The organism is Streptomyces sp. NPDC003042 (assembly GCF_053591315.1).
Window position 1 is genome coordinate 1 of the sequence record NZ_JBSFTP010000021.1, and the last position, 26,071, is coordinate 26,071.

A 26,071-nucleotide genomic window follows, 5' to 3' on the forward strand; every position below is an offset into this window, starting at 1 on the left:
CCAGATGTGGAAGCCCGGTAACGGGTGGAGCTGACTGGTACTAATAGGCCGAGGGCTTGTCCTCAGTTGCTCGCGTCCACTGTGTAGTTCTGAAGCAACGAACTGTTGCTGGTTTCTAGAGCTTGAACATAACTATAAAGTGTGCTTGTTCGCTCGAAACCGATAGGGTTTCGGTGGTCATAGCGTTAGGGAAACGCCCGGTTACATTCCGAACCCGGAAGCTAAGCCTTTCAGCGCCGATGGTACTGCAGGGGGGACCCTGTGGGAGAGTAGGACGCCGCCGAACAATCTTTCAAAGGACCCTTGGTCCAGCGTTCAACGCTGGACCAAGGGTCCTTTTTTGTTTTTGTAGATCTTTACGCCGAAGCGCGGCCATGGGTTGGTTGCGCGAGAATGACTAGCGGTACCCCGAAGACAGGAGCTACACCCATGTCCAACTCTCCCGACGATCGTCCGGAGCGCGAGCCTCGGCGCAACGACGGTGGTGACAGGGGCGGCTACCGCGGGGGCCGTGACGACCGTGGCGGTGACCGTGGTGGCCGGCCGACCGGTGGTGGCGCCAGTGGCGGTTTCCGCCGTGACGACCGTGGTGGTCGCCCCACCGGTGGTGGGGATCGTCCCACCGGTGGTGGCTTCCGTGGTCGTGACGACCGTGGTGGGGACCGTCCGAGCTACCCGCGCCGTGACGACGACCGTGGCGGCCGTCCCACCGGTGGCGGCGACCGTCCTACTGGTGGCGGTTTCCGTCGCGATGACCGTGGTGGCGACCGTCCGAGCTACCCGCGCCGTGATGACCGCAGCGGGGACCGCCCCAGCTTCCCGCGTCGTGATGACCGTGGTGGAGACCGCCCCACCGGTGGCGGTTTCCGTGGTCGTGACGACCGTGGTGGGGACCGTCCGAGCTACCCGCGCCGTGACGACGACCGTGGCGGCCGTCCCACCGGTGGCGGCGACCGTCCTGCTGGTGGCGGTTTCCGTCGCGATGACCGTGGTGGCGACCGTCCGTCCTTCCCGCGCCGTGACGACCGCGGTGGCGACCGTCCGAGTTACCAGCGTCGTGAGGACGACCGTGGTGGTCGTCCCGCCGGTGGCGGTTTCCGTCGGGATGACCGCGGTGGGGACCGTCCGAGCTTCCCGCGTCGTGATGACCGTGGTGGGGATCGTCCCACCGGTGGTGGTTTCCGTGGTCGTGATGACCGTGGTGGCGACCGTCCGAGTTACCCGCGCCGTGACGACGACCGTGGCGGCCGTCCCGCTGGCGGTGGCTTCCGTCGTGATGACCGTGGTGGGGATCGTCCCACCGGTGGTGGTTTCCGTGGTCGTGATGACCGTGGTGGCGACCGTCCCAGTTACCCGCGCCGTGAGGACGACCGTGGTGGTCGTCCCACCGGTGGCGGCGACCGTCCCACTGGTGGCGGCTTCCGTGGTCGTGATGACCGTGGTGGCGACCGTCCCAGCTTCCCGCGTCGTGATGACCGTGGTGGGGATCGTCCCGCCGCTGGTGGTTTCCGTGGTCGTGATGACCGTGGTGGGGATCGTCCGAGCTACCCGCGTCGTGAGGACGACCGTGGTGGTCGTCCCGCCGCTGGTGGTTTCCGTGGTCGTGACGACCGTGGTGGGGACCGTCCGAGCTTCCCGCGTCGTGATGACCGTGGTGGGGATCGTCCCGCCGCTGGTGGTTTCCGTGGTCGTGACGACCGTGGTGGTGACCGTCCCAGCTTCCCCCGCCGTGACGACCGTGGTGGGGACCGCCCCAGCTACCCCCGTCGCGATGACGACCGCGGTGGTTTCCGCGGCGGTCGTGATGAGCGTGGCGGCGACCGTCCGAGCTACCCGCGTCGCGATGACCGTGGTGGGGACCGTCCCACCGGTGGTGGCTTCCGTGGTCGCGACGACCGTGGTGGGGACCGTGGTGGATTCCGTGGGCGTGACGACCGCGGCGGCGACCGTGATTTCCGCGCGGACCGTGACCGGGACCCGGTCAAGCGGCTTCCGATCGACGACGACATCACCGGGCACGAGATCGACCCCGATGTGCGCCAGGAGCTCTTGAGCCTGCCCAAGGGCCTGGCCGAGGAGGTCGCGCGCAACCTGGTCATGGTGGCCCGGCTGATCGACGAGGACCCCGAGCGGGCGTACGCGTACGCCCGTATCGCCCTGCGTCTGGCCTCCCGTGTCGCCGCGGTGCGCGAGGCCGCCGGCTTCGCCGCGTACGCGACGCAGAAGTACAGCGAGGCGCTCGCGGAGTTCCGCGCCGCCAAGCGGATGACCGGTTCGGTCGAGCTGTGGCCCGTCATGGCCGACTGCGAGCGCGGTCTCAACCGTCCGGAGCGGGCGCTGGCCATGGCCGGCGAGCCCGAGGTCCAGAAGCTGGACAAGGCGGGCCAGGTCGAGATGCGTCTGGTCGCGGCCGGTGCCCGCCGGGACATGGGCGAGCTCGACGCCGCCATCGTGACCCTGCAGAGCCCGGAGCTGGCTTCCAGCGCCGTGCAGCCGTGGACGGCGCGCCTGCGGTACGCCTACGCCGACGCCCTGCTGGCGGCCGGTCGTGAGGACGAGGCGCGCGAGTGGTTCGCTAAGACGCTCGAGGCGGACAAGGACGGGGCGACCGACGCCTCCGACCGGCTCGCCGAGCTGGATGGTGTCGAGTTCGTGGACGCCGCCGAGGCTGAGGTCGAAGAGGACATCGTCGATGACGACTCGTACGACGCCGAGGTGGCCGCCGCCGAGCGTGCGACCGACCAGGCCGAGTACTACGACGAGGACGACGACGAGTACGAGCCCGCCGACGACGCCGACGTGGACGTCACCGATGAGGTCGTCGTCATCGCGGACGCCGAGGACGCCGAGGACGACGAGGACGACAAGGCGTAAGTAACGACGAAAGGGCGGTACCCCCGGTGGGGGTACCGCCCTTTCGTGCGTTCGGGGTGGATCAGTCCAGGCTGCGCAGGACCAGGCCGGTGGCCGGCTTCGGGCCGAAGGAGGTCGACTTGCGGGGCATGGTGACGCCCTGGCGGGCCAGGTCCCGGACCACTTCCTCGCGTACGGGGTGCAGCAGCACCGCTGTGCCGCCGTGGCGTTCCGCCATGGCGACGGTGGCGGCGGCGTCGTGGATGTAGGCGATGTGGTCGGGGGCGTCGGGGACCTGCCACAGGGTGTCGAGCAGGCAGGCGTGCAGGACGGTCGCGTCGAGCCGGCGCCAGGCCTCGGGGCGGTCGTGGCGGACGGTGCGCTCGATGAGGGCCGGGTCGGGGTCGGTGGCCAGGTGGAAGGTGCCGTCGCCGGTCAGGAGGAAGGCGTTGCCCCGCTCCGAGGCGTCGGCGAGGGCTTCCAGGGCGAGGGGGAGCGGGCCGTCGACCGGGCGGACCCGGAAGGAGCCTTCTATCGCGGCCAGCGCGTCCGCGAGCGGCAGGCGGCGCAGCATCCGATGGATGGCGCGGACCTGGAGCGGGTAGCGGGCGGTGTCGACGAGGAGGACCAGGCCGAAGTCCCAGGGGGTCGGCGAGAGGTGCTCCTGCTGGAGGCGCAGGTACGTCGCCCAGCGGTGGTGGCCGTCGGCGATGAGGGCCTGGCGGTGGCCGAGGTCGGCGGTGACGGCGGCCACTTCGTCGGGGTCGGTGAGGGCCCACAGGCGGTGGCAGAAGCCGTCCTCGGTGACGGTCGACAGCAGGGGCGTGCGGGTCGCGGCGGTCTCTACGACGGCGGCCGCTCCGGCGCCCGGGCCGTCGCCGCGATAGGTGAGGAGGAGGGGTTCGAGATTGGCCGAGGTGGCACGCATCAGGCCCGCCCGGTCGGTGACGACGTCGGGCATGACGTCCTCGTGCGGGAGGACGATGCCCGCCTCGGTGCCGGAGAGGGCGAGGGCGCCGACGATGCCGCGCTGGAGGAGGCTGCCCTTGCGCTGCTCGTAGACGTAGAGCGCCGGCTCGGGGTCGGTGCTGAGGATTCCCTCGGCGAGCCAGGCGTGCAGGGTCCGGGCGGCCTGGTCGTTGCGGGCGGCCGGGGTCTCGGCCCGCGGGAGGATCAGCCGGACGATGTTGTACGGGTCGGCGGATTCGAGGTAGTCGACTCCGTCGGGGCGTACGACCACGTCGTACGGCGGCGAGGTCACGGCGGCCAGGCTGCCGACGCGCTCCGGGACATAGCGCAGTCCGTGGAAGGGGATCAGGCGCAGCCCGTGCTCCGCGTTGCCAGGTGTGGTCATTGGTGCATGGTAAGACGCGTCTTGCGATGCGGGATGATCGGGGGAGCAGGGGTACAGCGCAATTTCAGACAAGTGCGATCGTATGAGGAGCGGAACGGATGACGCGGCAGAGCAGGACCAGTCCCGCAGGCAGTGAGCGGAGTCTGCACGAGGCGTACGACACCGCTCTGCTCGACCTCGACGGGGTGGTGTACGCGGGTGGGCTGGCCATCGCGCACGCCGTGGAGTCCCTTGCCGTGGCGCGGGCCGAGGGCATGCACCTGGCGTACGTCACCAACAACGCGCTGCGGACTCCGGACGCGGTGGCGGAGCACTTGAGCGAGCTGGGGATTCCGACCGAGGCCGGCGAGGTGATCACCTCGGCGCAGGCGGTGGCCCGGTTGATCGCGGAGCAGGTGGAGCCCGGGTCGAAGGTGCTGGTGATCGGCGGCGAGGGGCTGCGGGTCGCGCTGCGCGAGCGGGGGCTGGTGCCGGTGGAGTCCGCCGACGAGGAGGGTCTCGCCGCGGTGGTCCAGGGGTACGGGGGTCCCGACCTGCCGTGGGGGCGGTTCGCGGAGGCCTCGTACGCGATCAACCGCGGAGTGCCGTGGTACGCGTCGAACACCGACCTGACGATTCCGGGCACGCGCGGGATCGGGCCGGGCAACGGGGCCGCGGTGGAGGTCGTGCGGATCGCCACGGGCGCCGAGCCGCAGGTGGCGGGCAAGCCCCTGCCGCCGATGCACCGGGAGACGGTGCTGCGCACCGGGGCCGAGCGGCCGCTGGTGGTCGGGGACCGGCTCGACACCGACATCGAGGGCGCGTTCAACGGGGACGTGGACTCCCTGCTGGTGCTGACCGGGGTGACGGACGGGGCGCAGCTGCTGCGGGCCGAGCCGAAGCACCGGCCGACGTATGTGGACCGGGATCTGCGGGGGTTGCTGACCGGGCAGCCTCAGGTGGAGCGGGACGGGGACGGCTTCCGGTGTGGTGGCTGGACGGCTGTCGCGCTGGACGACGTACTGGACGTGCGGGGCGAGGGCGATCCGGTCGACGGGCTGCGGGCGCTGTGCGCGGCGGCCTGGACGCGGGCCGCAAACGGCTCCTGCGGGCTGGACGCGGGGAAGGCCTTGGCGCTGCTGGGCCTCTGAGGGCTGTCCCGTCGGCGTTCCAGGGGTTCTTGCCGGGCGGGCCGGGACGGGGTCGGTCCCTGCTCGGCCGTCCCGGGGAACCGGGCGTATCAGAGGGTAGGCTAACCTAACTTTCGTGTTGGTCGAGAGTCCCCCAGAACAGAGCACGGCGGCGCCCGCCGTCGCCGTCACCCGTGCGCGCCACGGCGCGCGCGCCGTCGGTCTGCTGATCGCCCTTGCCGTATTGGCCCTGGTCGCGGTGGCGAGCATCGCCGTGGGCGCCAAGCAGATGCCGCTGGACGAGGTCTGGCACGGCCTGTTCGCGTACGCGGGAACCCCGAACGACGTGGTGGTACGGGACTTGAGGGTCCCGCGGACCGTCCTCGGGGTGCTCGTCGGGCTCGGACTCGGCCTGTCCGGCGCGGTGATGCAGGCGCTGACCCGCAACCCGCTGGCGGAGCCCGGCATCCTCGGCGTCAACGCGGGCGCCGCGGCAGCCGTCGTCTCGGCCATCAGTTTCCTCGGGGCCAGTTCGCTGAGCGAGTTCGTCTGGTGGGCCTTCCTCGGCGCCGCCGTCGTCTCGGTCCTCGTCTACGTGCTCGGCGGCAGCCGCAGCGCTACGCCGGTGCGCCTCGCGCTCGCCGGTACCGCGGCCAGCGCGGCGCTCGTCGGCTACATCAACGCCGTACAGCTGATGGACACCAAGGCGCTGGACAAGCTCCGCTTCTGGACGGTGGGTTCGCTGGCTTCGGCCAACATGGACACCGTCCGGCAGGTGGCGCCCTTCCTGCTCGTCGGAGCCGTGCTGGCGCTGGCGCTGGGCCGGCCGCTCAACGCGATGGCGATGGGCGACGACACCGCGCGGGCGCTCGGCGCGCATCTGATGCGCACGCGGATCGGTGCAATGGTCGCCATCACATTGCTGTGTGGTGCGGCAACCGCCGCCTGCGGGCCGATCGTCTTCATCGGGCTGATGATTCCGCACCTGGTACGGATCATCACCGGGCCCGACATGCGCTGGGTCCTCGCGTACTCGGCCGTCCTGTCCCCGGTGCTGCTGCTGGGCGCCGACGTGATCGGACGCGTCGTCACCCGGCCCGCCGAGTTGCAGGTCGGCATCGTCACCGCGCTCATCGGCGGGCCCGTCTTCATCTACCTGGTTCGGCGCAAGAGGATGGCCCAGCTGTGACCGCTCCCGCCCCCGCTCCCGCCCCCGCTTCCCGGAAGTCCGGACTCCGGGCGCTGCGCGGACCCGGCCGGATCTCGGTGCGCGTCGAGCGGCGCGCGCTGGCGGCCGGACTGGTGCTGGCCGCCCTGATGCTGGTGCTGGCCGTCGCACTCATCGGCACCGGCGACTTCCAGATCGCGCCGTGGGACGTCGTCCAGACCCTGGTGGGCAACGGCAGTCCCGCCCACGACTTCATCGTCAACGGCCTGCGGCTGCCCCGGGTCCTGGTCGCGGTGCTGGTCGGCGCGGCCCTCGGGATGTCCGGGGCGGTCTTCCAGTCCGTCTCGCGCAATCCGCTGGGCTCGCCGGACCTCCTCGGCTTCGCGTACGGCTCGGCCGTGGGCGCGCTCGCCGTGATCGTGCTGTTCAAGGGCGACGCCACCGAGGTGGCGCTGGGGGCGCTGGTGGGCGGTGTGCTGACCGGCGTCGCCGTCTACCTGCTCGCGTACAAGCGGGGCATCCAGGGCTACCGGCTGGTGCTGGTCGGCATCGGGGCCTCCGCCATGCTGGTGGCCCTCATCCAGTACCTGATGACCAAGGCGCAGGTCGTCGAGGCCACCCGGGCGATGGTCTGGCTGACCGGTTCGCTGGCGGGCCGCGACTGGTCGCAGGTCTGGCCGCTGCTGGTGACCTGCGCGGTGCTGTTCCCGCTGATCCTCGGGCAGGGCCGGGCCCTGCGGATGATGGAGATGGGCGACGACGCCGCGTACGCCCTCGGAGTACGCGTGGAACGCACCCGGATGCTGCTGATGCTGGCGGCGATCCTGCTGACCACCGCCGCCGCCGCGGCGGCCGGCCCGATCAGCTTCGTCGCGCTGGCCGCGCCCCAGCTGGCCCGGCGCCTGACCCGCTCGCCCGGGTCGAACCTGCTCACCGGCGCGTTGATGGGCGCCGTGCTGCTGCTGGCCTCCGACCTGGCCTCGCAGCGGGCCTTCGGCGCGGACCAGTTGCCGGTGGGTGTGGTGACCGGGCTCGTCGGCGGTGTCTATCTGCTCTGGCTGCTCGTCATGGAGCGCAGGGCGGGACGTATATGACTGCGACGTATCAAGACCTGAGGAGTACGCAAGTGCAGCGGCTGACCGCGGAGAACGTCACCCTCGGCTACGACCAGCGGGTCATCGCCGAGAACCTGTCGGTGGAGATTCCCGACCACTCCTTCACGGTCATCGTCGGCCCCAACGCGTGCGGGAAGTCCACTCTGCTGCGGGCCCTGTCGCGGATGCTGAAGCCGTCGGCCGGGCGGGTGCTGCTGGACGGTCAGGCCATCGGGTCGATGCCGGCGAAGAAGGTGGCCAAGACCCTGGGCCTGCTCCCGCAGTCCTCCATCGCGCCGGACGGCATCACGGTCGCCGACCTGGTCTCGCGCGGCCGGTACCCGCACCAGGGCCTGCTGCGGCAGTGGTCGGACGAGGACGAGCGGATCGTCGCCGAGTCGATGGCCTCCACCGGGGTCGCGGAACTCGCCGACCGGGCCGTGGACGAACTGTCGGGCGGCCAGCGCCAGCGCGTGTGGATCGCGATGGCCCTCGCCCAGCAGACCCCGCTGCTGCTGCTCGACGAGCCGACGACCTACCTGGACATCCAGCACCAGCTCGACGTGCTCGACCTGTGCGCGGAGCTCCACGAGAACCAGGGCCGGACGCTGGTCGCGGTGCTCCACGACCTCAACCACGCGGCCCGCTACGCCACCCACCTGATCGCCCTGCGCGGCGGCGTGGTCGTCGCGCAGGGGCCGCCGGCCGAGGTGGTCACCGCGGAGCTGGTCGAGAAGGTGTTCGGGGTGCGCTGCCAGATCATCGAGGACCCGGAGACCGGGACGCCGCTGGTGGTTCCGGCGGGGCGGCAGGCCCGTACGCGGGCGGGCGTCTGATCGGCGCCTGATCGCCAGACGGCCGGAGGGGGCCTACAGGAGGCTCTTGAGGCGGAGCAGGTCGCGGAAGCCGGCTTCGAGGCGGACGCGGCCGCCCGCCCATGCCTTGGCGAACTTCAGCCGGCCCGCCACCAGCGCGAGCAGGTCGTCGCCCGTCATCGCGAGCCGGATCTCGGCCTTGGCGCGGGGCGGGCCGGGTGCGACCGTGTCCACCCGGATCCGGCCGCCGTCGAGGCGGCCGGTAAAGGTCTGGTCCAGGTCGGTCATGTGACAGCTCAGGGACCGGTCGAAGACGCTCGCGCCGCGGATGCCGCCTTCGGCGCGCGTCAGGTTGTCGGAGAGTCGGTCGAGTGCTTCGCGGCACTCCTCGATCGTAGCCATGGTGATCACGACCGTACCGCAGAGCCGTGCGTGGTCGCGGCCGCCTTCGGGGTAGCGTCGGGGCATGACCGACGAAGCGTCCGGGAGCGTTCCCGACGTCACCCAGGAGCCCGTGACGGAGCCCGCGGAGGCGTCCGTGACGGAGCCCGTGACGGAGCCCGTGATGGAGCCCGTGGCGGATTCCGTGGCGGATTCCGTGGCGGCGTCCGTGGCGGCGTCCGCCGAGCCTGTCCCGCCCGCGCCGCTGGGTCTCGTACGCACTCCCACCGGGCACGCCGCGGTGGACGCGCACCTGGAGCGGCTGGCTGACGCGGACCACCTGGCGGCGGACGGGCACGTCGAGGTGTACGAGGATGTGCACAGGGGACTGCGCGAGGCGCTGACCGCGCTGGACGCACCGCCCGTCCCCGGACCTTACGAAAACAGGAGCTGAACCGAACGTGGCAGGAGTGGCACGCCGCCGCCTGGACGCCGAACTGGTACGCCGCAGCATGGCCCGCTCGCGCGAGCACGCGGCCCAGCTGATCGCCGCGGGCCGGGTGACCGTGGGCGGTACCACCGCGACCAAGGCGGCCACCCAGGTCGAGACCAGCGCGGCCCTGGTCGTCCTCAAGGACGACAGCGACCCCGACTACGTGTCCCGGGGCGGCCACAAGCTGGCCGGCGCGCTCGCCGCCTTCCGGCCGCTGGGGCTGGTCGTCGAGGGTCGGCGGGCGCTGGACGCGGGCGCCTCGACCGGCGGGTTCACCGACGTACTGCTGCGCTCCGGCGTGGACCACGTCGTCGCCGTCGACGTCGGCTACGGGCAGCTCGCCTGGTCGCTGCAGAGCGACGACCGGGTCACCGTCAAGGACCGTACGAACGTGCGCGAGCTGACGGTCGAGACGATCGACGGAATCCCGGTGGACCTCGTCGTCGGCGACCTGTCCTTCATCTCCATCGGGCTGGTGCTGCCCGCGCTCGTGCGGTGCACGGCGCCGGGCGCGGACCTGGTGCTGATGGTGAAGCCGCAGTTCGAGGTCGGCAAGGACCGCCTCGGCAGCGGGGGAGTGGTGCGCAGCCCCGAGCTGCGCGCGGAGGCCGTACGGGAGGTCGCGGCGCAGGCCTGGAAGCTGGGGCTGGGTGTACTCGGGGTGACCGCGAGTCCACTGCCCGGGCCGTCGGGCAACGTCGAGTACTTTCTGTGGCTGCGGGCGGGCGCACCTGCACTCGACCCGGGGGATGTGGACCGTGCAGTGGCGGAGGGGCCGCAGTGACAGATGTGTCAGCGTCAGCAGCGTCAGTCGTGTCAGTGGACGCGGGGAGTCCGGGGGATGCGGGGAGTCCGGGGGATACGGGGGACTCGGTGGGGGTGCGGACCGTGTTCCTGGTCGCGCACACCGGGCGGCCGGCGGCCATCCGCAGCGCGGAGCTGGTCGTCCAGGGGCTGCTGAAGTCCGGGATCGGGGTCCGCGTCCTGGCGAACGAGGCGGCGGACCTGCCGCTGCCGCCCGAGGTGGAGCTGGTCGCCGAGTGCACCCCGATGGTGCTCGACGGGTGTGAGCTGCTGATCGTGCTGGGCGGGGACGGGACCCTGCTGCGCGGTGCGGAGTTCGCGCGCGGTTCGGGGGTGCCGATGCTCGGGGTCAACCTGGGGCGGGTGGGGTTCCTCGCCGAGGCCGAGCGGGACGACCTGGACAAGGTCGTGGCCCGGGTCGTGACGCGCGACTACGAGGTCGAGGAGCGGATGACCCTCGATGTGATCGTGCGCAGGAACGGCGACGTGGTCCACCGGGACTGGGCGCTGAACGAGGCCGCGGTCCAGAAGGTGTCCCCGGAGCGGATGCTGGAGGTGGTCCTGGAGGTCGACGGGCGCCCGGTGTCCGGCTTCGGCTGCGACGGGATCGTCTGCGCGACGCCGACGGGCTCGACGGCGTACGCCTTCTCGGCGGGCGGGCCGGTGGTCTGGCCGGAGGTGGAGGCGCTGCTGATGGTGCCGATCAGCGCGCACGCGCTGTTCGCGAAGCCGCTGGTGACGTCGCCGAACTCGGTGCTGGCGGTGGAGGTGCAGACCGGGACTCCGCACGGGGTGCTGTGGTGCGACGGCCGGCGCATGCTGGAGCTGCCGGCCGGGGCCCGGGTGGAGGTCCGGCGGGGCGCGGTGCCCGTACGGCTCGCCCGGCTGCATCACGCGGTCTTCACGGACCGGCTCGTCGCGAAGTTCGCGCTGCCGGTGTCGGGGTGGCGCGGCGCACCTCATTAGCACACCCGTTCGGAGAACTCCCGGCGGGTGAGGTCACATGGCACCGGTGAAACCTCGGTATCGTCGTCCCGTGCTTGAGGAGATGCGGATACGGTCGCTCGGAGTCATCGACGACGCGGTGGTCGAGCTGTCGCCCGGTTTCACCGCGGTGACCGGTGAGACCGGCGCCGGCAAGACGATGGTCGTCACCAGCCTCGGGCTGCTGCTCGGCGGCCGCGCCGACCCGGCCCTGGTGCGGATCGGGGCCAAGGCGGCGGTGGTCGAGGGCCGCCTCGTCATGCGCCCCGACGCCCCCGCCGCCCTGCGCGCGGAGGAGGCCGGGGCCGAGCTCGACGACGGCGCCCTGCTGATCAGCCGGACCGTGTCCGCCGAAGGGCGCTCGCGCGCCCACGTGGGCGGCCGCTCCGTGCCCGTCGGCCTGCTCGCCGAGCTCGCGGACGACCTGGTCGCCGTACACGGGCAGACCGACCAGCAGGGGCTGCTGCGGCCCGCCCGGCAGCGGCAGGCCCTGGACCGGTACGCGGGCGACGCGGTCGCCGTCCCCCTGGAGAAGTACGCGGGCGCCTACCGCAGGCTGCGGGCGGTGGCCGTCGACCTCGACGCCATCACCACCCGGGCCCGCGAGCGCGCCCAGGAGGCCGACCTGCTGCGCTTCGGCCTGGACGAGATCGCCGCCGCCGAGCCGCTGCCCGGTGAGGACGTCGAGCTGGCGGAGGAGGCCGAGCGGCTCGGCCACGCCGAATCCCTGGCCTCGGCGGCGCAGGTCGCGCACGCGGGCCTCGCGGGCAACCCCGAGGACCCGGAGGGCATCGACGCGAACACGCTCGTCGCGGGCGCGCACCGCGCGCTGGAATCCGTACGCTCCCACGACCCGGCCCTCGGCGCGCTCGCGGAGCGGATCGGCGAGCTGGGCATCCTGCTGGCCGACGTGGCGGGGGAACTCGCGGGCTACGCCGACGACCTGGACGCCGATCCGCTGCGGCTGGCCGCCGTCGAGGAGCGGCGGGCGGCGCTCACCCAGCTCACCCGCAAGTACGGGGACACCGAGCGCGGATTGGCCTCCGTACTGGAGTGGGCCGAGCGCGGATCCGCCCGGCTGCTGGAACTGGACGGCGACGACGGCCGGATCGCGGAACTGACCGCCGAGCGGGACGCGCTGCGGGCCGAACTGTCCCAGCTCGCACAGGCGTTGACGGACGCCCGGACCGAGGCGGCCGAACGGTTCGCCGCCGCGGTCACCGACGAACTGGCCTCGCTGGCGATGCCGCACGCACGGGTGACGATCGACATCCGGCAGACGGAGGACGCCGAAGGCGTGGAGGTGGGCGGACGCGCGGTCGCGTACGGCCCCTCGGGCGCGGACGACGTCGAACTGCTGCTGGCCCCGCACCCCGGCGCCCAGCCGCGGCCGATCGCCAAGGGCGCCTCGGGCGGTGAACTGTCACGCGTCATGCTGGCGGTGGAGGTCGTGTTCGCCGGATCCGACCCGGTGCCGACCTACCTCTTCGACGAGGTCGACGCGGGCGTCGGCGGCAAGGCGGCCGTCGAGGTCGGGCGGCGGCTCGCGAAACTGGCCAAGTCGGCGCAGGTGGTCGTCGTCACGCACCTGCCTCAGGTGGCGGCCTTCGCCGACCGGCAGCTGCTGGTGGAGAAGACCGTCGACGGGTCGGTGACGCGCTCCGGGGTGACCGTGCTGGAGGGCGAGGACCGCATCCGCGAGCTGTCGCGGATGCTGGCCGGCCAGGAGGACTCGCAGACGGCGCGGGCGCATGCCGAGGAACTGCTGGCGGCGGCGCGGGCGGACGCGTAGGCCTGCCCTGTCCGCGCGGTGCGACGGCCCGGGGGTGTCTGTCTCCCGGGCCTTTGTCGCGCCCCGGGCCGGGGACCGGGGAGGCGGCGGGCGGCCACGAGATAGCCCGTGTGGGTGAGGATCGGCGGGATCCGGCGGTATCTCGTACGGGATCCGTACCCGTATGGTCCCGGAACGCGCGTGCGGACTGGCATTCTTGGCGACGTCTCTGACTCCTCCCCCTGGAGCTTCGGCCCGTGAGCAGCTCCCCGGTTTCCTCCCCCGCCGCCACCCCCGCACAGCCGTACGGGCGGGCGCCGCTGCGTACCGTCCAGGTCCTCGGCGGCGCGGGCGCGGGCAGCAGCGCGCACGTACGGTCGCTGGCGACCGGGCTCGCCGCGCGCGGAGTACGGGTCACCGTGTGCGCCCCCGTCGAAGCCGAGGGGGAGTACGACTTCACCGGCGCCGGCGCCCGGTTCACACCGGACGCGGTGAGCGCGCTGCGGGCCGCCTGCGCCGGGGCCGACCTCGTGCACGCGCACGGGGTGCGGGCCGGGATGCGGGCCGCGCTGGCGCTGCGCGGTGGCGGCGGGCGGCGGGTACCGCTGGTCGTGACCTGGCACGGAGGCGCCCCCGAAGCGGCGGGCGCGCTCGGCGGTCTGAGCCGCCTGCTGGAGCGGCACGTGGCCCGCACCGCGGCGGTGGTGCTGGGGGCTTCCTCGGACCAGGTGGACCTCGCACGGCGGCGCGGGGCGCGGGACGCCCGGCTGGCGGCGGTGGCGGTACCGGCCCCGGCCGGCCCTGAGCCGGCCGCCGACGCGGACAAGACCCGGGCCGAACTGGGCGCCGTGGGGCGGCCGTTGGTGATCGCCGTCGGCAGCCTGGTCGCGCGGCGCGGGTACTCCGTACTGCTGGACGCGGCCCGGTCGTGGCGGGCACTGGAACCGGCGCCGCTGCTGGTGATCGCGGGGGAGGGGCCGCTGCGGGCCGAACTGTCCCGGCGGATCGAGGCGGAGGCGCTCCCGGTACGGCTGCTGGGACGCCGCCGGGACACCGACCGGCTGCTGGCCGCGGCGGACGTCGCGGTGCTGCCGAGCCGGTGGGAGGGCCGCTCACTGCTCGCCCAGGAGGCGCTGCGCGCCGGGGTGGCCCTGGTGGCCACGGAGGTCGGAGCGGTCCCGGAACTCGTCGGGGACGCGGCGGTGCTCGTGCCGTACGGGGATCCGCAGGCGCTGGCCGCCGCGGTGGCCGCGCTGCTGGCCGACCCGGAGCGGCGGGCGGCGCTGGGTGCGGCGGGCCGGGCCCAGGCCGCGACGTGGCCGTCGGAGGACGACACGGTGGCGCAGGTCCTGTCCGTCTACGACGAGCTGATGGAACGCGGACGTCGGTAGCGGGGGCGGGCGCGGCGCCACTGCCGGGGCTCCGCCCCGGACCCCGCGCCTCAAACCCCCGTCTCGGCCTCGCCTGTGTTTGCCCCTACGGGGTCCGGTCCGGGGCGAAGCCCCGTAGCGGGTCTGGGCGGAGCCCAGGGAACGGTGGAAGGGCGGGTAGGGGACAGGCCCCGCAGGGCACTCACCCGCACCTGGTCGACGGCGGTGGCGGGACCCCGCCCAGGGCCCGACGGACGGAGTCCGGCGCAGCGGCGCGAAGCGGGGAGGCCCGCCAGGGCCGAGCCATGCGAGGGGCGCGTCAGGAAATGGGCCCGGCGCAGCGGCACGAAGCGGGGAGGCCCGCCAGGGCCGAGCCGTGTGAGGGGCGCGTCAGGATATGGGCCCGGCGCAGCGGCGCGAAGCGGGGAGGCCCGCCAGGGCCGAGCCGTGCGAGGGGCGCGTCAGGATGGGCCCGGCGCAGCGGCGCGAAGCCCCGTAAGGCGCCCCGGCGCCGCGCGGTGCGAGCGGCGCGTCGAGAAATGGAGCGGCGCGTCAAGAAGGAGTGGAATGCACGTGGCGGCGGGCGCGGAGGGCCAGGCTGAGGGAGAGGACCGTCTCCGGGTCGTCGAGGTCCGTGCCCAGGAGTTCCGAGATGCGGGCCAGGCGGTTGTACAGGGTCTGGCGGTTGAGGTGGAGTTCGCGGGCCGTTTCCGCCTTCCGGCCCGCGTGGGCCAGGTACGTCTCCAGGGTGGGCAGGAGCGGCGGGCGCGAGGTGGCGTCGTGGGTGCGCAGCGCGCCGATCGCGCGGTCCACGAACGCCGCCAGGTCGGGCTGTTCGCGCAGCCGCCACAGCAGCAGGTCGATGTCCAGACGGCGGGCGTCGTACCAGGGGCGCGGCGGGAGGCCGTGGGCCGCCGTGGCCGTTTCGGCGGCGTGGCGCAGGCCCGCCGAGGCCGCCGCCCAGCTGCCGGCGACGCCGACGACGACCGCCGGCGGGGCGCCGGCCCGGTCGAGGCCGGCCCGTTCGACGCCCGCCCGCAGCGCGGCGGCGACCCGGTCGGCGACCGCGGTGCGTTCCGACTCGGCGCGCAGGGAGACCAGCAGCGGGACCCGGCCCTCGACGGGGCGTACGCCGAGCAGGACCGGGACACCGACCGCGCCGAGTTCCTCCAGGACCGCGCGGGCCAGGACGGCCCAGTTGCCCGACGGGGCGAGTTCCGTGGCCAGCCGCATCACTATCGGCAGCAGCGGGCCCGTGCCCGGCCTGAAGCCCAGGACCCGCGCCTGCGCCGGGGCGTCGTCCGCCGAGATCCGGCCTTCCGCCAGGTCGCTCAGGAAGTCGCCGCGGCCCCGGGCTGCCAGTTCGTCCTCCTGCCGCGCCTGCATGAGGACGACCGCCAGGACGCCCACCGTGCGCTCCGCCGCCATCCGGTGGACCGGCTGGAGCGGGGCCGAGACGCCGAGCAGGACGACCCGGGCACGGACGGAGCCGGTGCCGGGGCCGCCGCCGGGTACGTCGACCACGACCGCGTTCGCCGACGGCTCCGCCGGGTGCTGGCCCCGTAGGCCTTCCCACACCTGGAGCGGGTCGGCCGCGGCGTCGCCGGACACCGGTCCGGCGGCGTACAGCAGTTGGCCGTCCGGGGTCTCCAGGAAGACCGGGTTGGCGGTGAAGTCCGCGAGGATGCGCAGCACCTGCGGGATGCCGCCGCCCCCCAGCAGGGCCTCCGTGCAGCGCCGGTGGACCTCCTCGGCCCGCTGGAGCAGGGCGTAGTGGCCGTTGACGATCTCGGTGTGGACCTCTTCGGTGACCGCCACGAAGGGGACCTCGCGGTGCAGTTGCACCAGGGGCAGGCCCGCCGAGCGCGCCGTCTCGACGATCGCCGTCGGCAGCCGGGTGAACCGCGGGCCCAGCTCGACGACCAGCGCGGCGATCCCCCGGTCCGCGAGGCGGCGTACGAAGGCACGCTGCTCGGCGGGCCGGGTGCCGAGGCCGAGCCCGGTGGTCAGCAGCAGCTCGCCGCCCTTGAGCAGGGAGGCGATGTTCGGCACCTCGCCCGCGTGCACCCAGCGCACCGTCCGGCCGAGCCGGTCGGCGCAGGCCACCACCTCCGGGAGGCCGCTGCGCAGCCCCGGCAGCTCCAGTGCCCGCTGAACCGTGATGCCGCCGCCCTGGTCGTCCATAGCGCGGACGGTACCGGCCGTCCGGTTCCCAGCACATCACCGGCCGGTTACGGCGACCGATGTGTCCCCTTCCGGCCCGACAAGTCGTCTGCCCCGCAAGGGGATTATCGGACTACGTGCCGATTGTGGTCTGCGTCACGTGAGGGGAGAGTGGCGCCCCACCGACAGGAACGAGGACGTCATGAGCACAGGCAGCGCCACCCCGGCGCCGGAGGCACAGAGAACACCCCCGGTCCAGCGCCTCAAAGCCAACTCCGTCGGCCTGGTCGGCGTCGTGTTCATGGCCGTCGCCACCGCCGCCCCGATCACCGCGATGACCGGCAACCTCCCCATCGCCGTCGGCTTCGGCAACGGCACCGGAGCCCCGGCCGGATATCTCTTCGCGACCGTCGTCCTGACCGTCTTCGCGGTCGGCTACGTGGCCATGGCCAAGCGCATCACCGCCGCCGGCGCCTTCTACGGGTACATCTCGCACGGCCTCGGCCGGATCGCCGGAATGGCCTCCGGCATGCTCGCCGTCCTCGCGTACATCGTCTTCGAGGCCTCGATCGTCGGCGTCTTCTCCTACTTCGCCAAGACCACCGTCCACGACCAGCTCGGCGTGGACCTGCCCTGGATCCTCTACGCGGCCGCCATGCTGGCCGTGACCGCCGCGCTCGCGCACTTCGACATCAACCTCACGGCCAAGGCGCTCGGCGTGATGCTGATCGGCGAGATCGCCGTGCTGTTCGCCGTCGCCACCGCCGTCCTGCTCGCCGGCGGCGGCCCGGACGGGATCCCGCTCGAACCCGTCAACCCCGCGAACGCCTTCACCGGCACCTCCGCCGGACTCGGCCTCTTCTTCGCCTTCTGGTCCTGGGTCGGCTTCGAGTCCACCGCCATGTACGGGGAGGAGTCCCGCGACCCCAAGCGGGTCATCCCCAAGGCCACCCTCATCTCCGTCGTCGGTGTCGGCCTCTTCTACATCTACGTCTCCTGGATGACCATCGCGGGCAACGGCCTGGCCAAGTCCGTCGAACTGTCCTCCTCCGCCAGCCCCCTCGACCTCTTCTTCGCGCCCACCCAGGCCTTCATCGGCGCCTGGGCCGTCGACGCCTTCCAGTGGCTGCTGCTCACCGGCTCCTTCGCCTGCGGCATGGCCTTCCACCAGTGCGCCGCCCGCTACCTGTACGCCATAGGCCGCGAGGGCTTCCTCTCCCCGAAGCTCGGGCACACCCACCCCCGGCACGGCTCGCCGTACGTGGCCTCCGTGGTGCAGACCGCCATCGCCACCGCCCTCGTCGCCGGCTTCTGGCTGTCCGGCCAGGACCCGTACCTGCACCTCTACACGCTCCTCGCGATCCTCGGCACGATGGCGATCCTGATCGTGCAGACGCTGTGCTCCTTCGCCGTCATCGGGTACTTCCGCAAGAACCACCCCGAGGACCGGCACTGGTTCAAGACCTTCACCGCACCGCTGCTCGGCGGGATCGGCATGATCGCCGTCGTCGTCCTGCTGGTGCTCAACATGGAGACCGCCGCGGGAGCCGCCGCCGGATCCCTGTTCTTCAAGCTCATCCCGTGGATCGTCGGCGCGGTCTTCCTCGGGGGCCTCGGACTGGGGCTCTGGCTCAAGGTCAAGGCGCCCGCGCGCTACGAGGTCATCGGCCGGATCGTCCTGGAGGACGCCACCGAACGCACCGACGGCCCCGCCGCGTCAGCCCCGTCAAACCCGTCAGCCCCGTCCACCCCGTCCGACCCCACCGCCGCGAACGTCTGAGGAGCCACCGCCATGGCCCGTACGCCCCTGATGCACTCCCTGCGCCGACTCGCCGCCGAACACGCGGCCGCCCGCAGGCTCGGGATACCCGCCGCCGAGGTCCGCGGCTCCACCCGCCGCGAACTCCTCGGCCGGGCCGCCGCCGTCGGCCTCGGCACCGCGATCGCCGCCTCCGCCGTCTCCGCGGCCGGCTCCGCGCCCGCCCACGCCGCCGAGCCCCGGCCCGACAGCAAGCGCGTCACCCCCGCGCGCGTCGCCGTGATCGGCGCGGGCATCTCCGGCCTCACCGCCGCGCTCACGCTCAAGGACGCGGGCGTCCCCTTCACCCTCTACGAGGCCAACCCGACCCGGGTCGGAGGCCGGATGTGGAGCCAGCGCGACCACTGGGCCTACGGCCAGACCTCCGAGATCGGCGGCGAGCTGATCGACACCAGCCACAAGAAGATCCTGGCGCTGTGCCGCCGCTTCAACCTGCCCACCGAGGACTTCCTCGGCGGCGGTCCCATCGGAGCGGAGGAAGTCCTCTGGTTCAACGGCGAGTACTACCCGCGCCACCAGGCCGACGACGATTTCAAGGCCGTCTACCAGTCGCTGCACCGCGACCTCCAGGAGTCCGGCGAGGTCAGCTGGAACAACACCACCCCCACCGGCACGGCCCTCGACAACATGAGCATCTACGAGTGGATCGAGACCCGCGTCCCCGGCGGCCACGGCTCGCAGCTCGGCCGCTTCATCGACGTGGCCTACAACGTCGAGTACGGAGCCGAGACCCAACTGCAGTCCGCCCTCGCGCTGGTGCTGCTGATGGGCTACCAGCCGAATCCCGGCCACTTCAACGTGTGGGGCCTGTCCAACGAGCGCTACCACATCACCGGAGGCAACGACCAGCTGCCGAACGCCATCGCCGCGGCGCTACCCGCCGGCTCCCTGGTCATGGGCCGCGAGCTGGTCGCCGTACGCGCCAACGCCGACGGCACCCAGACCCTCACCTTCAACGACTCCGGCTCGGTGCGCACCGCGACCGCCGACCACACCATCCTCTGCCTGCCGCTCCCGGTCCTCCAGCGCGTGGACACCACGGGAGCCGGCTTCGACCCGCTCATGCGCAACCTGCTGCGCGACGCCCGGATGGGCCACTGCACCAAGCTCAACATGCAGTTCACGTCCCGCCCCTGGCGCGGCACCGGCGCCTGGCCGGGCGTGTCCGCCGGCGACTGCTTCACCGACTCCGACGTGCAGCAGACCTGGGACACCACCAAGGTGCAGTCCGGCACCGGCGGCATCCTGCTCCAGTACGCGGGCGGCAGCCTGGCCTCCTCCCTCACTCCGGCGACCCCCTTCGCCACCCAGTCCGACCCCTACGTCCGCCAACTCGCCGACCGCATGCTGACCGGCATCGACGCCTTCTACCCCGGTACCAAGGCCGTCTGGAACGGGCGGGCGCAGCTCTCCGCGTGGCACCGCAACCCGTACTCGCTGGGCGCGTACTCGTACTGGCCCACCGGCTACCTGCACCGCTACGCCCAGTACGAGGGCACCGCGCAGGGCAACATCCACATCGGCGGCGAGCACACCAGCTACGACTTCCAGGGGTTCATGGAAGGCGGCGCGACGGAGGGCGAGCGGGCGGCACGCGAGGTGGTCACCGCGCTCACCTCCTGAGGAGGCCGGAAAAGACGCCGGAAATCGGGCCCGAACGCCCTCAGAGCGGCTTGATGTTGTGGTTGAAGCGGAAGACGTTGTCCGGGTCGTAGCGCCGCTTCAGCCGGCCCAGCCGCTCCATGTTCTCGGCGCCGAGGCCCGCGACCACCCGGTCCGCGCCCTCGTCGCCGGTGAAGTTGAGGTAGACCGCGCCGGTGCTCCACGGACGGGCGTCGGCGCGGACGTCCTTGACCCACTGCCGGCACCGCTCGTCGTCGGCCGGGTCCTCCCAGATCCCGAACGGGTGCACCGCCCAGGCCGCGTCCCGATACGGAACCGGGTAGTCGTCCGGGCCCTCGGCGATCGCACCGCCCTGCGCCCAGACCAGGTGCTGGGTACCGGTCGGCACCGGCATGGAGTCGGCGCGGGCGCAGAACACGTCCACGAAGGCGTCGGGCAGACCCGTGAGGTACTCCGCCGACCAGTAGTTCCGCATCCCCGGCGGGTCGTCGATCATGCACTGGAGATCGGCGTACGGGATGGCCGTCGCGATCTCCGCCTCGTGCGGGATCGCCAGCAGCGGCGCGGCGAGCCGCAGCATCTCCGCCTCGGGGCCCGCGTACGTCAGCAGGACGCCGGCCAGCAGCCGGCCGACCAGGTGCGGCGGCACGAACTCCTCGGGCGGGCCGGTCAGATACAGGGCGGCGCCGCTCGCCTCGGGCGGGCCGGTCTCGACGACGTCCCGGAACGTACGGACCACCTCCGGCCCGCGCTCCGGCAGGTACAGCAGGAACGCGACCGACATGGCCGGCAGTTCGTGCAGCCGCAGCGTCAGGGAGGTGGCGACGCCGAAGTTCCCGCCGCCGCCGTGCAGCCCCCAGAACAGCTCGGGGTGGTCCTCGGCGGTCGCGTGGACCAGCTCGCCCTCGGCGGTGACCAGGTCGACGCCCAGCAGGTTGTCCACCGCCAGGCCGAACTTCCGGTCCAGCCAGCCGGAACCCCCGCCCAGTACGAACCCGCCGACGCCGGTGGTGGAGGCCCGGCCGCCGGTGGTCGCCAGGGCGTACGGCTGGCAGGCCCGGTCCAGGTGGCTCATGGTGGCCCCGCCCTCGACGTGGGCGGCCCTGGCGGCCGGGTGGATCGTCACCTCGTGCATCCGGCGCAGGTCGACGACCAGACCGCCGTCGTTGACGGCCGTCCCGGCCACGCTGTGCCCGCCGCCGCGCACCGAGATCTTCAGGTCCAGGTTCCGCGCGAACTGCACGGCGGTCACCACGTCCGCCGTGCTCTCGCACTGGGCGATGACCGCCGGGCGGCGGTCGATCATCGCGTTGAACACCTTCCGGGCCTCGTCGTACCCGGGGTCGTCCGGAGCGAATACGTCGCCGGCCAGATCCTCGCGGAGCGCGGTCAGGGCCGCGCCCGCCTTCGACAGGGGAGCCATGGCTGCCCCCTTCCAGCGGGGAGGGCATAGGACTCGTCCAGCGTAGACGCGGGGGATCATCCGGGCGCGGCGAAGAACGCCGCGCCCCGGGCGAGCCGCGCGGTGCCCGCGCTACCCGCCGTACGCCCCGCTCGCCGTCAGCCGCAGGGCCGTGTCGATCAGGGGAACGTGGCTGAAGGCCTGCGGGAAGTTCCCCACCTGGCGCTGGAGCTTGGGGTCCCACTCCTCCGCCAGCAGCCCCAGGTCGTTGCGCAGCGACAGCAGCTTCTCGAAGAGGCGGCGGGCCTCGTCGACCCGGCCGATCATCGCGAGGTCGTCCGCCATCCAGAAGGAACAGGCGAGGAAGGCCCCCTCGTCGCCCTGCAGGCCGTCCACACCGGCCTCCTCGCCGGCCGTCGGATAGCGCAGGATGAAACCGTCCTGGGTGGACAGCTCGCGCTGGATCGCCTCGATGGTGCCGATGACGCGCTTGTCGTCCGGTGGCAGGAAGCCCATCTGAGGGATCAGCAGCAGCGAGGCGTCCAGCTCCTGGGAGCCGTACGACTGGGTGAAGGTGTTGCGTTCCTTGTCGTAGCCCTTCTCGCACACGTCCGCGTGGATCTCGTCACGCAGTGCCCGCCAGCGCTCCAGCGGGCCGTCCGCGTCCCCGCTCTCGATCAGCTTGATCGTGCGGTCCACGGCCACCCAGGCCATCACCTTGGAGTGCACGAAGTGGCGGCGCGGGCCGCGCACCTCCCAGATGCCCTCGTCCGGCTCGTTCCAGTGGGTCTCCAGGTAGCGGATCAGCTTGAGCTGGAGCAGCGAGGCGTAGTCGTTGCGGGCCAGGCCGGTCATGTGGCCCAGGTGCAGGGCCTCGGTGACCTCGCCGTACACGTCGAGCTGGAGCTGGTTGGCGGCGCCGTTGCCGACGCGGACCGGGCTGGAGTTCTCGTAGCCCGGCAGCCAGTCCAGCTCGGTCTCGCCCAGCTCCCGCTCGCCCGCGATCCCGTACATGATCTGCAGGTTCTCCGGGTCGCCGGCGACCGCGCGCAGCAGCCAGTCCCGCCAGGCGGAGGCCTCCTCGCGGTAGCCGGTGCGCAGCAGCGAGGACAGGGTGATGGCGGCGTCGCGAAGCCAGGTGTAGCGGTAGTCCCAGTTGCGGACCCCGCCGATCTCCTCCGGGAGGGAGGTGGTCGGCGCGGCGACGATGCCGCCCGTCGGGGCGTACGTCAGGGCCTTGAGGGTGATCAGGGAACGGACCACGGCCTCCCGGTAGGGCCCGTGGTACGTACAGTGCTCGACCCAGTCCCGCCAGAACTCGGTGGTCGCCTCCAGCGCCGCCTCGGCGTCGGGGGACTCCGGGGCGGTGCGGTGGGAGGGCTGCCAGCTGATGGCGAAGGCCACCCGGTCGCCGGGGCCGACGGTGAAGTCGGAGTAGGTCGTCAGGTCCTTGCCGTAGGTCTCGGTGCTGGTGTCGAACCAGACCGAGTCCGGGCCGGCGACGGCCACGGTGCGGCCGTCGACCTTGTGCACCCAGGGCACGACCCGTCCGTAGCTGAAGCGCATGCGCAGGGCCGAGCGCATCGGGACGCGCCCGCTGACGCCCTCCACGATGCGGATCAGCTGCGGCGCGTGGCCCTCGCGGGGCGGCATGAAGTCGATGATGCGGACGGTCCCGCGCGGGGTGTCCCACTCCGACTCGAGCACCAGGGAGTCGCCCCGGTAGCCGCGGCGGTCGGCCGCGGGGGCCTCGGTCCCGGGCGGGTACGCGGGGCCGACCCGCCAGAACCCGTGATCCTCGGTACCGAGAATGCTCGCGAAGGCGGCTTGGGAGTCGAAACGGGGCAGACACATCCAGTCCACCGCTCCGTCCCGGCAGACCAACGCCGCGGTCTGCATGTCCCCGATCAGTGCGTAATCCTCGATGCGCCCGGACACGTTGCATCTCCAGTCGAACGGCCACGTCCGCCCCTGAGGGCGCTTGCATTGCGCGGTTGCGCGGTCTCCTGCGTGTAGGGATCCCCGCATCGAGCCAATGATCCCGGAACCGGCGTCGTTACGCCGATTGCCGGACTGCTCGGCAGCGAAGTGCAGCGATATCCGAGCAGAGTACGTCGGCACCCTAGTGATCTCCTGAAGTGTTGGGACAATGTGACTCGACTGAACGAGTGAGCAGGCCGAACGGCCCCACGGACGGCCCGCCGAGTGGCCCAGCGGCCGGGTCGGGCCGTCACCGCGACGCCGACCGCCGCGCGCCCGGAGGCGGACCGTCCCGGGCGCTGATAGGCTGGTACCCCGTGGACCGGTGGTCTGCCTGTGCGAATCAGGAGCCCCGAAACCGCAGCTTCGGCGCCCCCAGAGACCCTCCGGATCTCCGCGGAACGGCGCCGGACGCACCTCACTTCGCGACCACGGGAGCCCCCTCTTGGCTATGCCGCCCGCTGCTTTTCGAAACAGCACAGCCATGACGACCAAGCACATCTTCGTCACCGGGGGTGTCGCTTCGTCCCTCGGCAAGGGGCTGACGGCCTCCAGCCTGGGTGCGCTGCTGAAGGCGCGCGGCCTGCGGGTCACGATGCAGAAGCTCGACCCGTACCTGAACGTCGACCCCGGCACGATGAACCCGTTCCAGCACGGTGAGGTGTTCGTCACCAACGACGGCGCCGAGACCGACCTGGACATCGGTCACTACGAGCGCTTCCTCGACGTCGACCTCGACGGCTCGGCCAACGTCACCACCGGCCAGGTCTACTCGCAGGTGATCGCCAAGGAGCGGCGCGGCGAGTACCTCGGTGACACCGTGCAGGTCATCCCGCACATCACCAACGAGATCAAGCACCGCATCCGCCGCATGGCGACCGAGGACGTCGACGTCGTCATCACCGAGGTCGGCGGCACGGTCGGCGACATCGAGTCGCTGCCGTTCCTGGAGACCGTCCGCCAGGTGCGCCACGAGGTCGGCCGCGACAACGTCTTCGTCGTGCACATCTCGCTGCTGCCCTACATCGGCCCCTCCGGCGAGCTGAAGACCAAGCCGACCCAGCACTCGGTCGCGGCCCTGCGCAACATCGGCATCCAGCCGGACGCCATCGTGCTGCGCGCCGACCGTGAGGTCCCCACCTCCATCAAGCGTAAGATCTCGCTGATGTGCGATGTGGACGAGGCCGCCGTGGTCGCGGCGATCGACGCCAAGTCGATCTACGACATCCCCAAGGTGCTGCACACCGAGGGCCTGGACGCGTACGTCGTCCGCAAGCTGGACCTGCCCTTCCGCGACGTCGACTGGACGGTGTGGGAGGACCTGCTGGACCGGGTCCACAACCCCGACCACGAGGTCAGCGTCGCACTCGTCGGCAAGTACATCGACCTGCCCGACGCCTACCTGTCGGTGACCGAGGCGCTGCGCGCCGGCGGCTTCGCCAACAAGGCGCGCGTCAACATCAAGTGGGTCACCTCCGACGACTGCAAGACGGCGGCCGGCGCCGCGGCGCAGCTGGCCGATGTGGACGCGATCTGCGTGCCCGGCGGCTTCGGCGACCGCGGGGTCAACGGCAAGGTCGGCGCGATCACCTACGCCCGCGAGAACAAGATCCCGCTGCTCGGCCTGTGCCTGGGTCTGCAGTGCGTGGTCATCGAGGCCGCGCGCAACCTGGCGGGCATCGAGGACGCGAACTCCACCGAGTTCGACGCCTCCACCCCGCACCCGGTCATCTCGACCATGGAGGAGCAGCTGGCCTTCGTCGAGGGCGCGGGCGACCTGGGCGGCACCATGCGCCTGGGCATGTACCCGGCCAAGCTCGCCGAGGGTTCCATCGTGCGCGAGGTCTACGGCGACGAGGCGTACGTGGACGAGCGCCACCGTCACCGCTACGAGGTCAACAACGCCTACCGCGGCGAGCTGGAGAAGAAGGCGGGCCTCGTCTTCTCCGGTACCTCCCCGGACAACAAGCTCGTCGAGTACGTCGAGTACCCGCGCGAGGTGCACCCGTACCTGGTCGCCACGCAGGCGCACCCGGAGCTCCGCTCCCGCCCGACCCGGCCGCATCCGCTGTTCGCGGGCCTGGTCAAGGCAGCTGTGGAGCGCCAGCAGTCGGCGAAGTGACCGACTGACCGCCTGACGGCATAACGTGGGCAGCCGGGGTACGGAAAGATCCGTACCCCGGCTGTCGTGCGTTGTGTGGAGGCTTTGGGCTATGGACATCAGAGATGTGGCGCAGTCATGGGAGGTAGTCGCTTCCCGGACCCCGTTCCAGGGCGCGAAGACGGCCGTCAAATCCGACCAGGTGCGGATGCCGGACCGGTCGGTGGTCCGCCGCGACTACCAGGCGCATCCCGGCTCGGTGTGCGTGCTGGCGCTGGACGGGCAGGGGCGCGTCCTGGTCCTGAGCCAGTACCGGCATCCCGTGCGCCACCGGCTGTGGGAGCTGCCGGCGGGCCTGCTGGACGTACCGGGGGAGAACCCGCTGGGCACGGCGAAGCGGGAACTGTACGAGGAGGCCCACCTCGCGGCCCGGGACTGGCGGGTGCTCGCCGACTTCTTCGCCTCGCCGGGCGGTTCCGACGAGGCGATCCGGGTCTTCCTCGCGCGGGAGACCGGGCCCGCGGAGGGCGAGCGGTACACGGAGGCCTCGTCGGAGGAGGCGGACATGGAGCTGGCCTGGGTTCCGCTGGAGGAGCTGGTGCGCGGCGTCCTGGCGGGCGAGCTGGCCAATCCCGGTCTGGTGACGGGCGTGCTGGCGCTGTCGGCGGCCCTGGCCACGGATGGCGGGATCGAGGCGCTGCGGCCCGGGTCGGCCCCCTGGCCGGCGCGCCCTCACGAGGCGTAGCCACCGGGCGTCGCGGCTGCCGGGCGACCCGCCCCCGGGCCC

19 protein-coding genes, 1 rRNA gene and 1 pseudogene are annotated in these 26,071 nt (G+C 72.3%); 16 read left to right on the plus strand and 5 right to left on the minus strand.

Annotated elements, in window-relative coordinates; translation table 11 throughout:
• Positions 1 to 169: 169 nt before the first annotated feature.
• The 3 genes and pseudogenes from rrf to ACWDYJ_RS13875 all read left to right on the plus strand — a co-directional run bounded on the left by rrf (position 170) and on the right by ACWDYJ_RS13875 (position 2,874).
• A 5S ribosomal RNA gene (gene rrf / locus ACWDYJ_RS13865) occupies positions 170 to 286 on the plus strand.
• Between the two features lie 503 nt (positions 287 to 789).
• Positions 790 to 1,575 (plus strand): annotated as a pseudogene (locus tag ACWDYJ_RS13870) (hypothetical protein); the annotation flags it as partial.
• Between the two features lie 459 nt (positions 1,576 to 2,034).
• On the plus strand, positions 2,035 to 2,874 hold the full coding sequence (locus ACWDYJ_RS13875; protein ID WP_451565791.1) for a hypothetical protein: 840 nt from the start codon (positions 2,035 to 2,037) through the stop codon (positions 2,872 to 2,874).
• 61 nt (positions 2,875 to 2,935) lie between these two features.
• Here ACWDYJ_RS13875 and ACWDYJ_RS13880 read toward each other — a convergent pair whose 3' ends face one another.
• Positions 2,936 to 4,207, minus strand: coding sequence for a DUF1015 family protein (locus ACWDYJ_RS13880; RefSeq protein ID WP_451565734.1), 1,272 nt, complete (start codon positions 4,205 to 4,207; stop codon positions 2,936 to 2,938).
• Positions 4,208 to 4,305: 98 nt separating this feature from the next.
• On the opposite strand from ACWDYJ_RS13880, the gene ACWDYJ_RS13885 reads away from it, so the two are divergent.
• The 4 genes from ACWDYJ_RS13885 to ACWDYJ_RS13900 all read left to right on the plus strand — a co-directional run bounded on the left by ACWDYJ_RS13885 (position 4,306) and on the right by ACWDYJ_RS13900 (position 8,414).
• On the plus strand, positions 4,306 to 5,337 hold the full coding sequence (locus ACWDYJ_RS13885; protein ID WP_451565735.1) for an HAD hydrolase-like protein: 1,032 nt from the start codon (positions 4,306 to 4,308) through the stop codon (positions 5,335 to 5,337).
• Positions 5,338 to 5,452: 115 nt separating this feature from the next.
• Positions 5,453 to 6,505, plus strand: coding sequence for a FecCD family ABC transporter permease (locus tag ACWDYJ_RS13890; RefSeq protein WP_451565736.1), 1,053 nt, complete (start codon positions 5,453 to 5,455; stop codon positions 6,503 to 6,505).
• A complete protein-coding gene (locus tag ACWDYJ_RS13895; protein ID WP_451565737.1) occupies positions 6,502 to 7,578 on the plus strand; it encodes a FecCD family ABC transporter permease in 1,077 nt (358 codons plus the stop codon). The genes ACWDYJ_RS13890 and ACWDYJ_RS13895 overlap by 4 nt, the downstream gene beginning before the upstream one ends.
• Positions 7,575 to 8,414, plus strand: coding sequence for an ABC transporter ATP-binding protein (locus ACWDYJ_RS13900; protein ID WP_451565738.1), 840 nt, complete (start codon positions 7,575 to 7,577; stop codon positions 8,412 to 8,414). Before ACWDYJ_RS13895 ends, ACWDYJ_RS13900 begins: the two co-directional genes overlap by 4 nt.
• A gap of 33 nt (positions 8,415 to 8,447) precedes the next feature.
• On the opposite strand, the gene ACWDYJ_RS13905 is transcribed toward ACWDYJ_RS13900, so the two are convergent.
• Complete coding sequence (locus tag ACWDYJ_RS13905) at positions 8,448 to 8,795, minus strand: sterol-binding protein (protein ID WP_451565792.1); 348 nt, start codon at positions 8,793 to 8,795, stop codon at positions 8,448 to 8,450.
• A 163-nt stretch (positions 8,796 to 8,958) separates the two neighbouring features.
• On the opposite strand from ACWDYJ_RS13905, the gene ACWDYJ_RS13910 reads away from it, so the two are divergent.
• The 5 genes from ACWDYJ_RS13910 to ACWDYJ_RS13930 all read left to right on the plus strand — a co-directional run bounded on the left by ACWDYJ_RS13910 (position 8,959) and on the right by ACWDYJ_RS13930 (position 14,217).
• Positions 8,959 to 9,228 (plus strand): hypothetical protein, encoded by a 270-nt coding sequence (locus ACWDYJ_RS13910; RefSeq protein WP_451565793.1) that lies wholly within the window; start codon positions 8,959 to 8,961, stop codon positions 9,226 to 9,228.
• Between the two features lie 7 nt (positions 9,229 to 9,235).
• Positions 9,236 to 10,051, plus strand: a complete 816-nt coding sequence (locus tag ACWDYJ_RS13915) for a TlyA family RNA methyltransferase (protein WP_451565739.1) — start codon at positions 9,236 to 9,238, stop codon at positions 10,049 to 10,051.
• A gap of 89 nt (positions 10,052 to 10,140) precedes the next feature.
• Positions 10,141 to 11,037, plus strand: coding sequence for an NAD kinase (locus ACWDYJ_RS13920; RefSeq protein WP_451565740.1), 897 nt, complete (start codon positions 10,141 to 10,143; stop codon positions 11,035 to 11,037).
• Positions 11,038 to 11,119: 82 nt separating this feature from the next.
• Entirely contained in the window at positions 11,120 to 12,847 is a 1,728-nt protein-coding gene (gene recN / locus ACWDYJ_RS13925) for a DNA repair protein RecN (RefSeq protein WP_451565794.1), read from the plus strand.
• Between the two features lie 236 nt (positions 12,848 to 13,083).
• Entirely contained in the window at positions 13,084 to 14,217 is a 1,134-nt protein-coding gene (locus ACWDYJ_RS13930; RefSeq protein WP_451565741.1) for a glycosyltransferase family 4 protein, read from the plus strand.
• A gap of 531 nt (positions 14,218 to 14,748) precedes the next feature.
• Here ACWDYJ_RS13930 and ACWDYJ_RS13935 read toward each other — a convergent pair.
• On the minus strand, positions 14,749 to 16,380 hold the full coding sequence (locus ACWDYJ_RS13935) for a PucR family transcriptional regulator (RefSeq protein WP_451565742.1): 1,632 nt from the start codon (positions 16,378 to 16,380) through the stop codon (positions 14,749 to 14,751).
• Positions 16,381 to 16,561: 181 nt separating this feature from the next.
• Between ACWDYJ_RS13935 and ACWDYJ_RS13940 the strand changes: the two genes are divergently transcribed.
• Together ACWDYJ_RS13940 and ACWDYJ_RS13945 are read left to right on the plus strand one after the other, a co-directional pair.
• Positions 16,562 to 18,139 (plus strand): APC family permease, encoded by a 1,578-nt coding sequence (locus ACWDYJ_RS13940; protein ID WP_451565743.1) that lies wholly within the window; start codon positions 16,562 to 16,564, stop codon positions 18,137 to 18,139.
• 12 nt (positions 18,140 to 18,151) lie between these two features.
• On the plus strand, positions 18,152 to 19,801 hold the full coding sequence (locus ACWDYJ_RS13945; RefSeq protein ID WP_451565744.1) for a flavin monoamine oxidase family protein: 1,650 nt from the start codon (positions 18,152 to 18,154) through the stop codon (positions 19,799 to 19,801).
• Positions 19,802 to 19,841: 40 nt separating this feature from the next.
• On the opposite strand, the gene ACWDYJ_RS13950 is transcribed toward ACWDYJ_RS13945, so the two are convergent.
• Positions 19,842 to 21,224 carry an FAD-binding protein gene (locus ACWDYJ_RS13950; RefSeq protein ID WP_451565745.1) on the minus strand — a complete coding sequence of 461 codons (1,383 nt, stop codon included), beginning with the start codon at positions 21,222 to 21,224 and terminating at the stop codon, positions 19,842 to 19,844.
• Positions 21,225 to 21,335: 111 nt separating this feature from the next.
• Entirely contained in the window at positions 21,336 to 23,141 is a 1,806-nt protein-coding gene (locus ACWDYJ_RS13955) for a glycoside hydrolase family 15 protein (protein ID WP_451565746.1), read from the minus strand.
• Positions 23,142 to 23,634: 493 nt separating this feature from the next.
• Here ACWDYJ_RS13955 and ACWDYJ_RS13960 point away from each other — a divergent pair, with 493 nt between their 5' ends.
• Positions 23,635 to 25,305 (plus strand): CTP synthase, encoded by a 1,671-nt coding sequence (locus ACWDYJ_RS13960; protein ID WP_451565795.1) that lies wholly within the window; start codon positions 23,635 to 23,637, stop codon positions 25,303 to 25,305.
• A gap of 91 nt (positions 25,306 to 25,396) precedes the next feature.
• A complete protein-coding gene (locus tag ACWDYJ_RS13965; RefSeq protein WP_451565747.1) occupies positions 25,397 to 26,029 on the plus strand; it encodes an NUDIX domain-containing protein in 633 nt (210 codons plus the stop codon).
• The last annotated feature ends 42 nt before the right edge of the window (positions 26,030 to 26,071 follow it).

Excerpts from the sequence above, each read along its gene's own strand:
- ACWDYJ_RS13880 (WP_451565734.1), bottom strand. The coding sequence starts at position 4,207 with ATGACCACACCTGGCAACGCGGAGCACGGGCTGCGCCTGATCCCCTTC.
- ACWDYJ_RS13885 (WP_451565735.1), top strand. The coding sequence starts at position 4,306 with ATGACGCGGCAGAGCAGGACCAGTCCCGCAGGCAGTGAGCGGAGTCTG.
- ACWDYJ_RS13900 (WP_451565738.1), top strand. The coding sequence starts at position 7,575 with ATGACTGCGACGTATCAAGACCTGAGGAGTACGCAAGTGCAGCGGCTG.
- ACWDYJ_RS13905 (WP_451565792.1), bottom strand. The coding sequence starts at position 8,795 with ATGGCTACGATCGAGGAGTGCCGCGAAGCACTCGACCGACTCTCCGAC.
- ACWDYJ_RS13910 (WP_451565793.1), top strand. The coding sequence starts at position 8,959 with ATGGAGCCCGTGGCGGATTCCGTGGCGGATTCCGTGGCGGCGTCCGTG.
- recN (WP_451565794.1), top strand. The coding sequence starts at position 11,120 with ATGCGGATACGGTCGCTCGGAGTCATCGACGACGCGGTGGTCGAGCTG.
- ACWDYJ_RS13935 (WP_451565742.1), bottom strand. The coding sequence starts at position 16,380 with ATGGACGACCAGGGCGGCGGCATCACGGTTCAGCGGGCACTGGAGCTG.
- ACWDYJ_RS13940 (WP_451565743.1), top strand. The coding sequence starts at position 16,562 with ATGAGCACAGGCAGCGCCACCCCGGCGCCGGAGGCACAGAGAACACCC.
- ACWDYJ_RS13945 (WP_451565744.1), top strand. The coding sequence starts at position 18,152 with ATGGCCCGTACGCCCCTGATGCACTCCCTGCGCCGACTCGCCGCCGAA.
- ACWDYJ_RS13950 (WP_451565745.1), bottom strand. The coding sequence starts at position 21,224 with ATGGCTCCCCTGTCGAAGGCGGGCGCGGCCCTGACCGCGCTCCGCGAG.
- ACWDYJ_RS13960 (WP_451565795.1), top strand. The coding sequence starts at position 23,635 with ATGCCGCCCGCTGCTTTTCGAAACAGCACAGCCATGACGACCAAGCAC.
- ACWDYJ_RS13965 (WP_451565747.1), top strand. The coding sequence starts at position 25,397 with ATGGACATCAGAGATGTGGCGCAGTCATGGGAGGTAGTCGCTTCCCGG.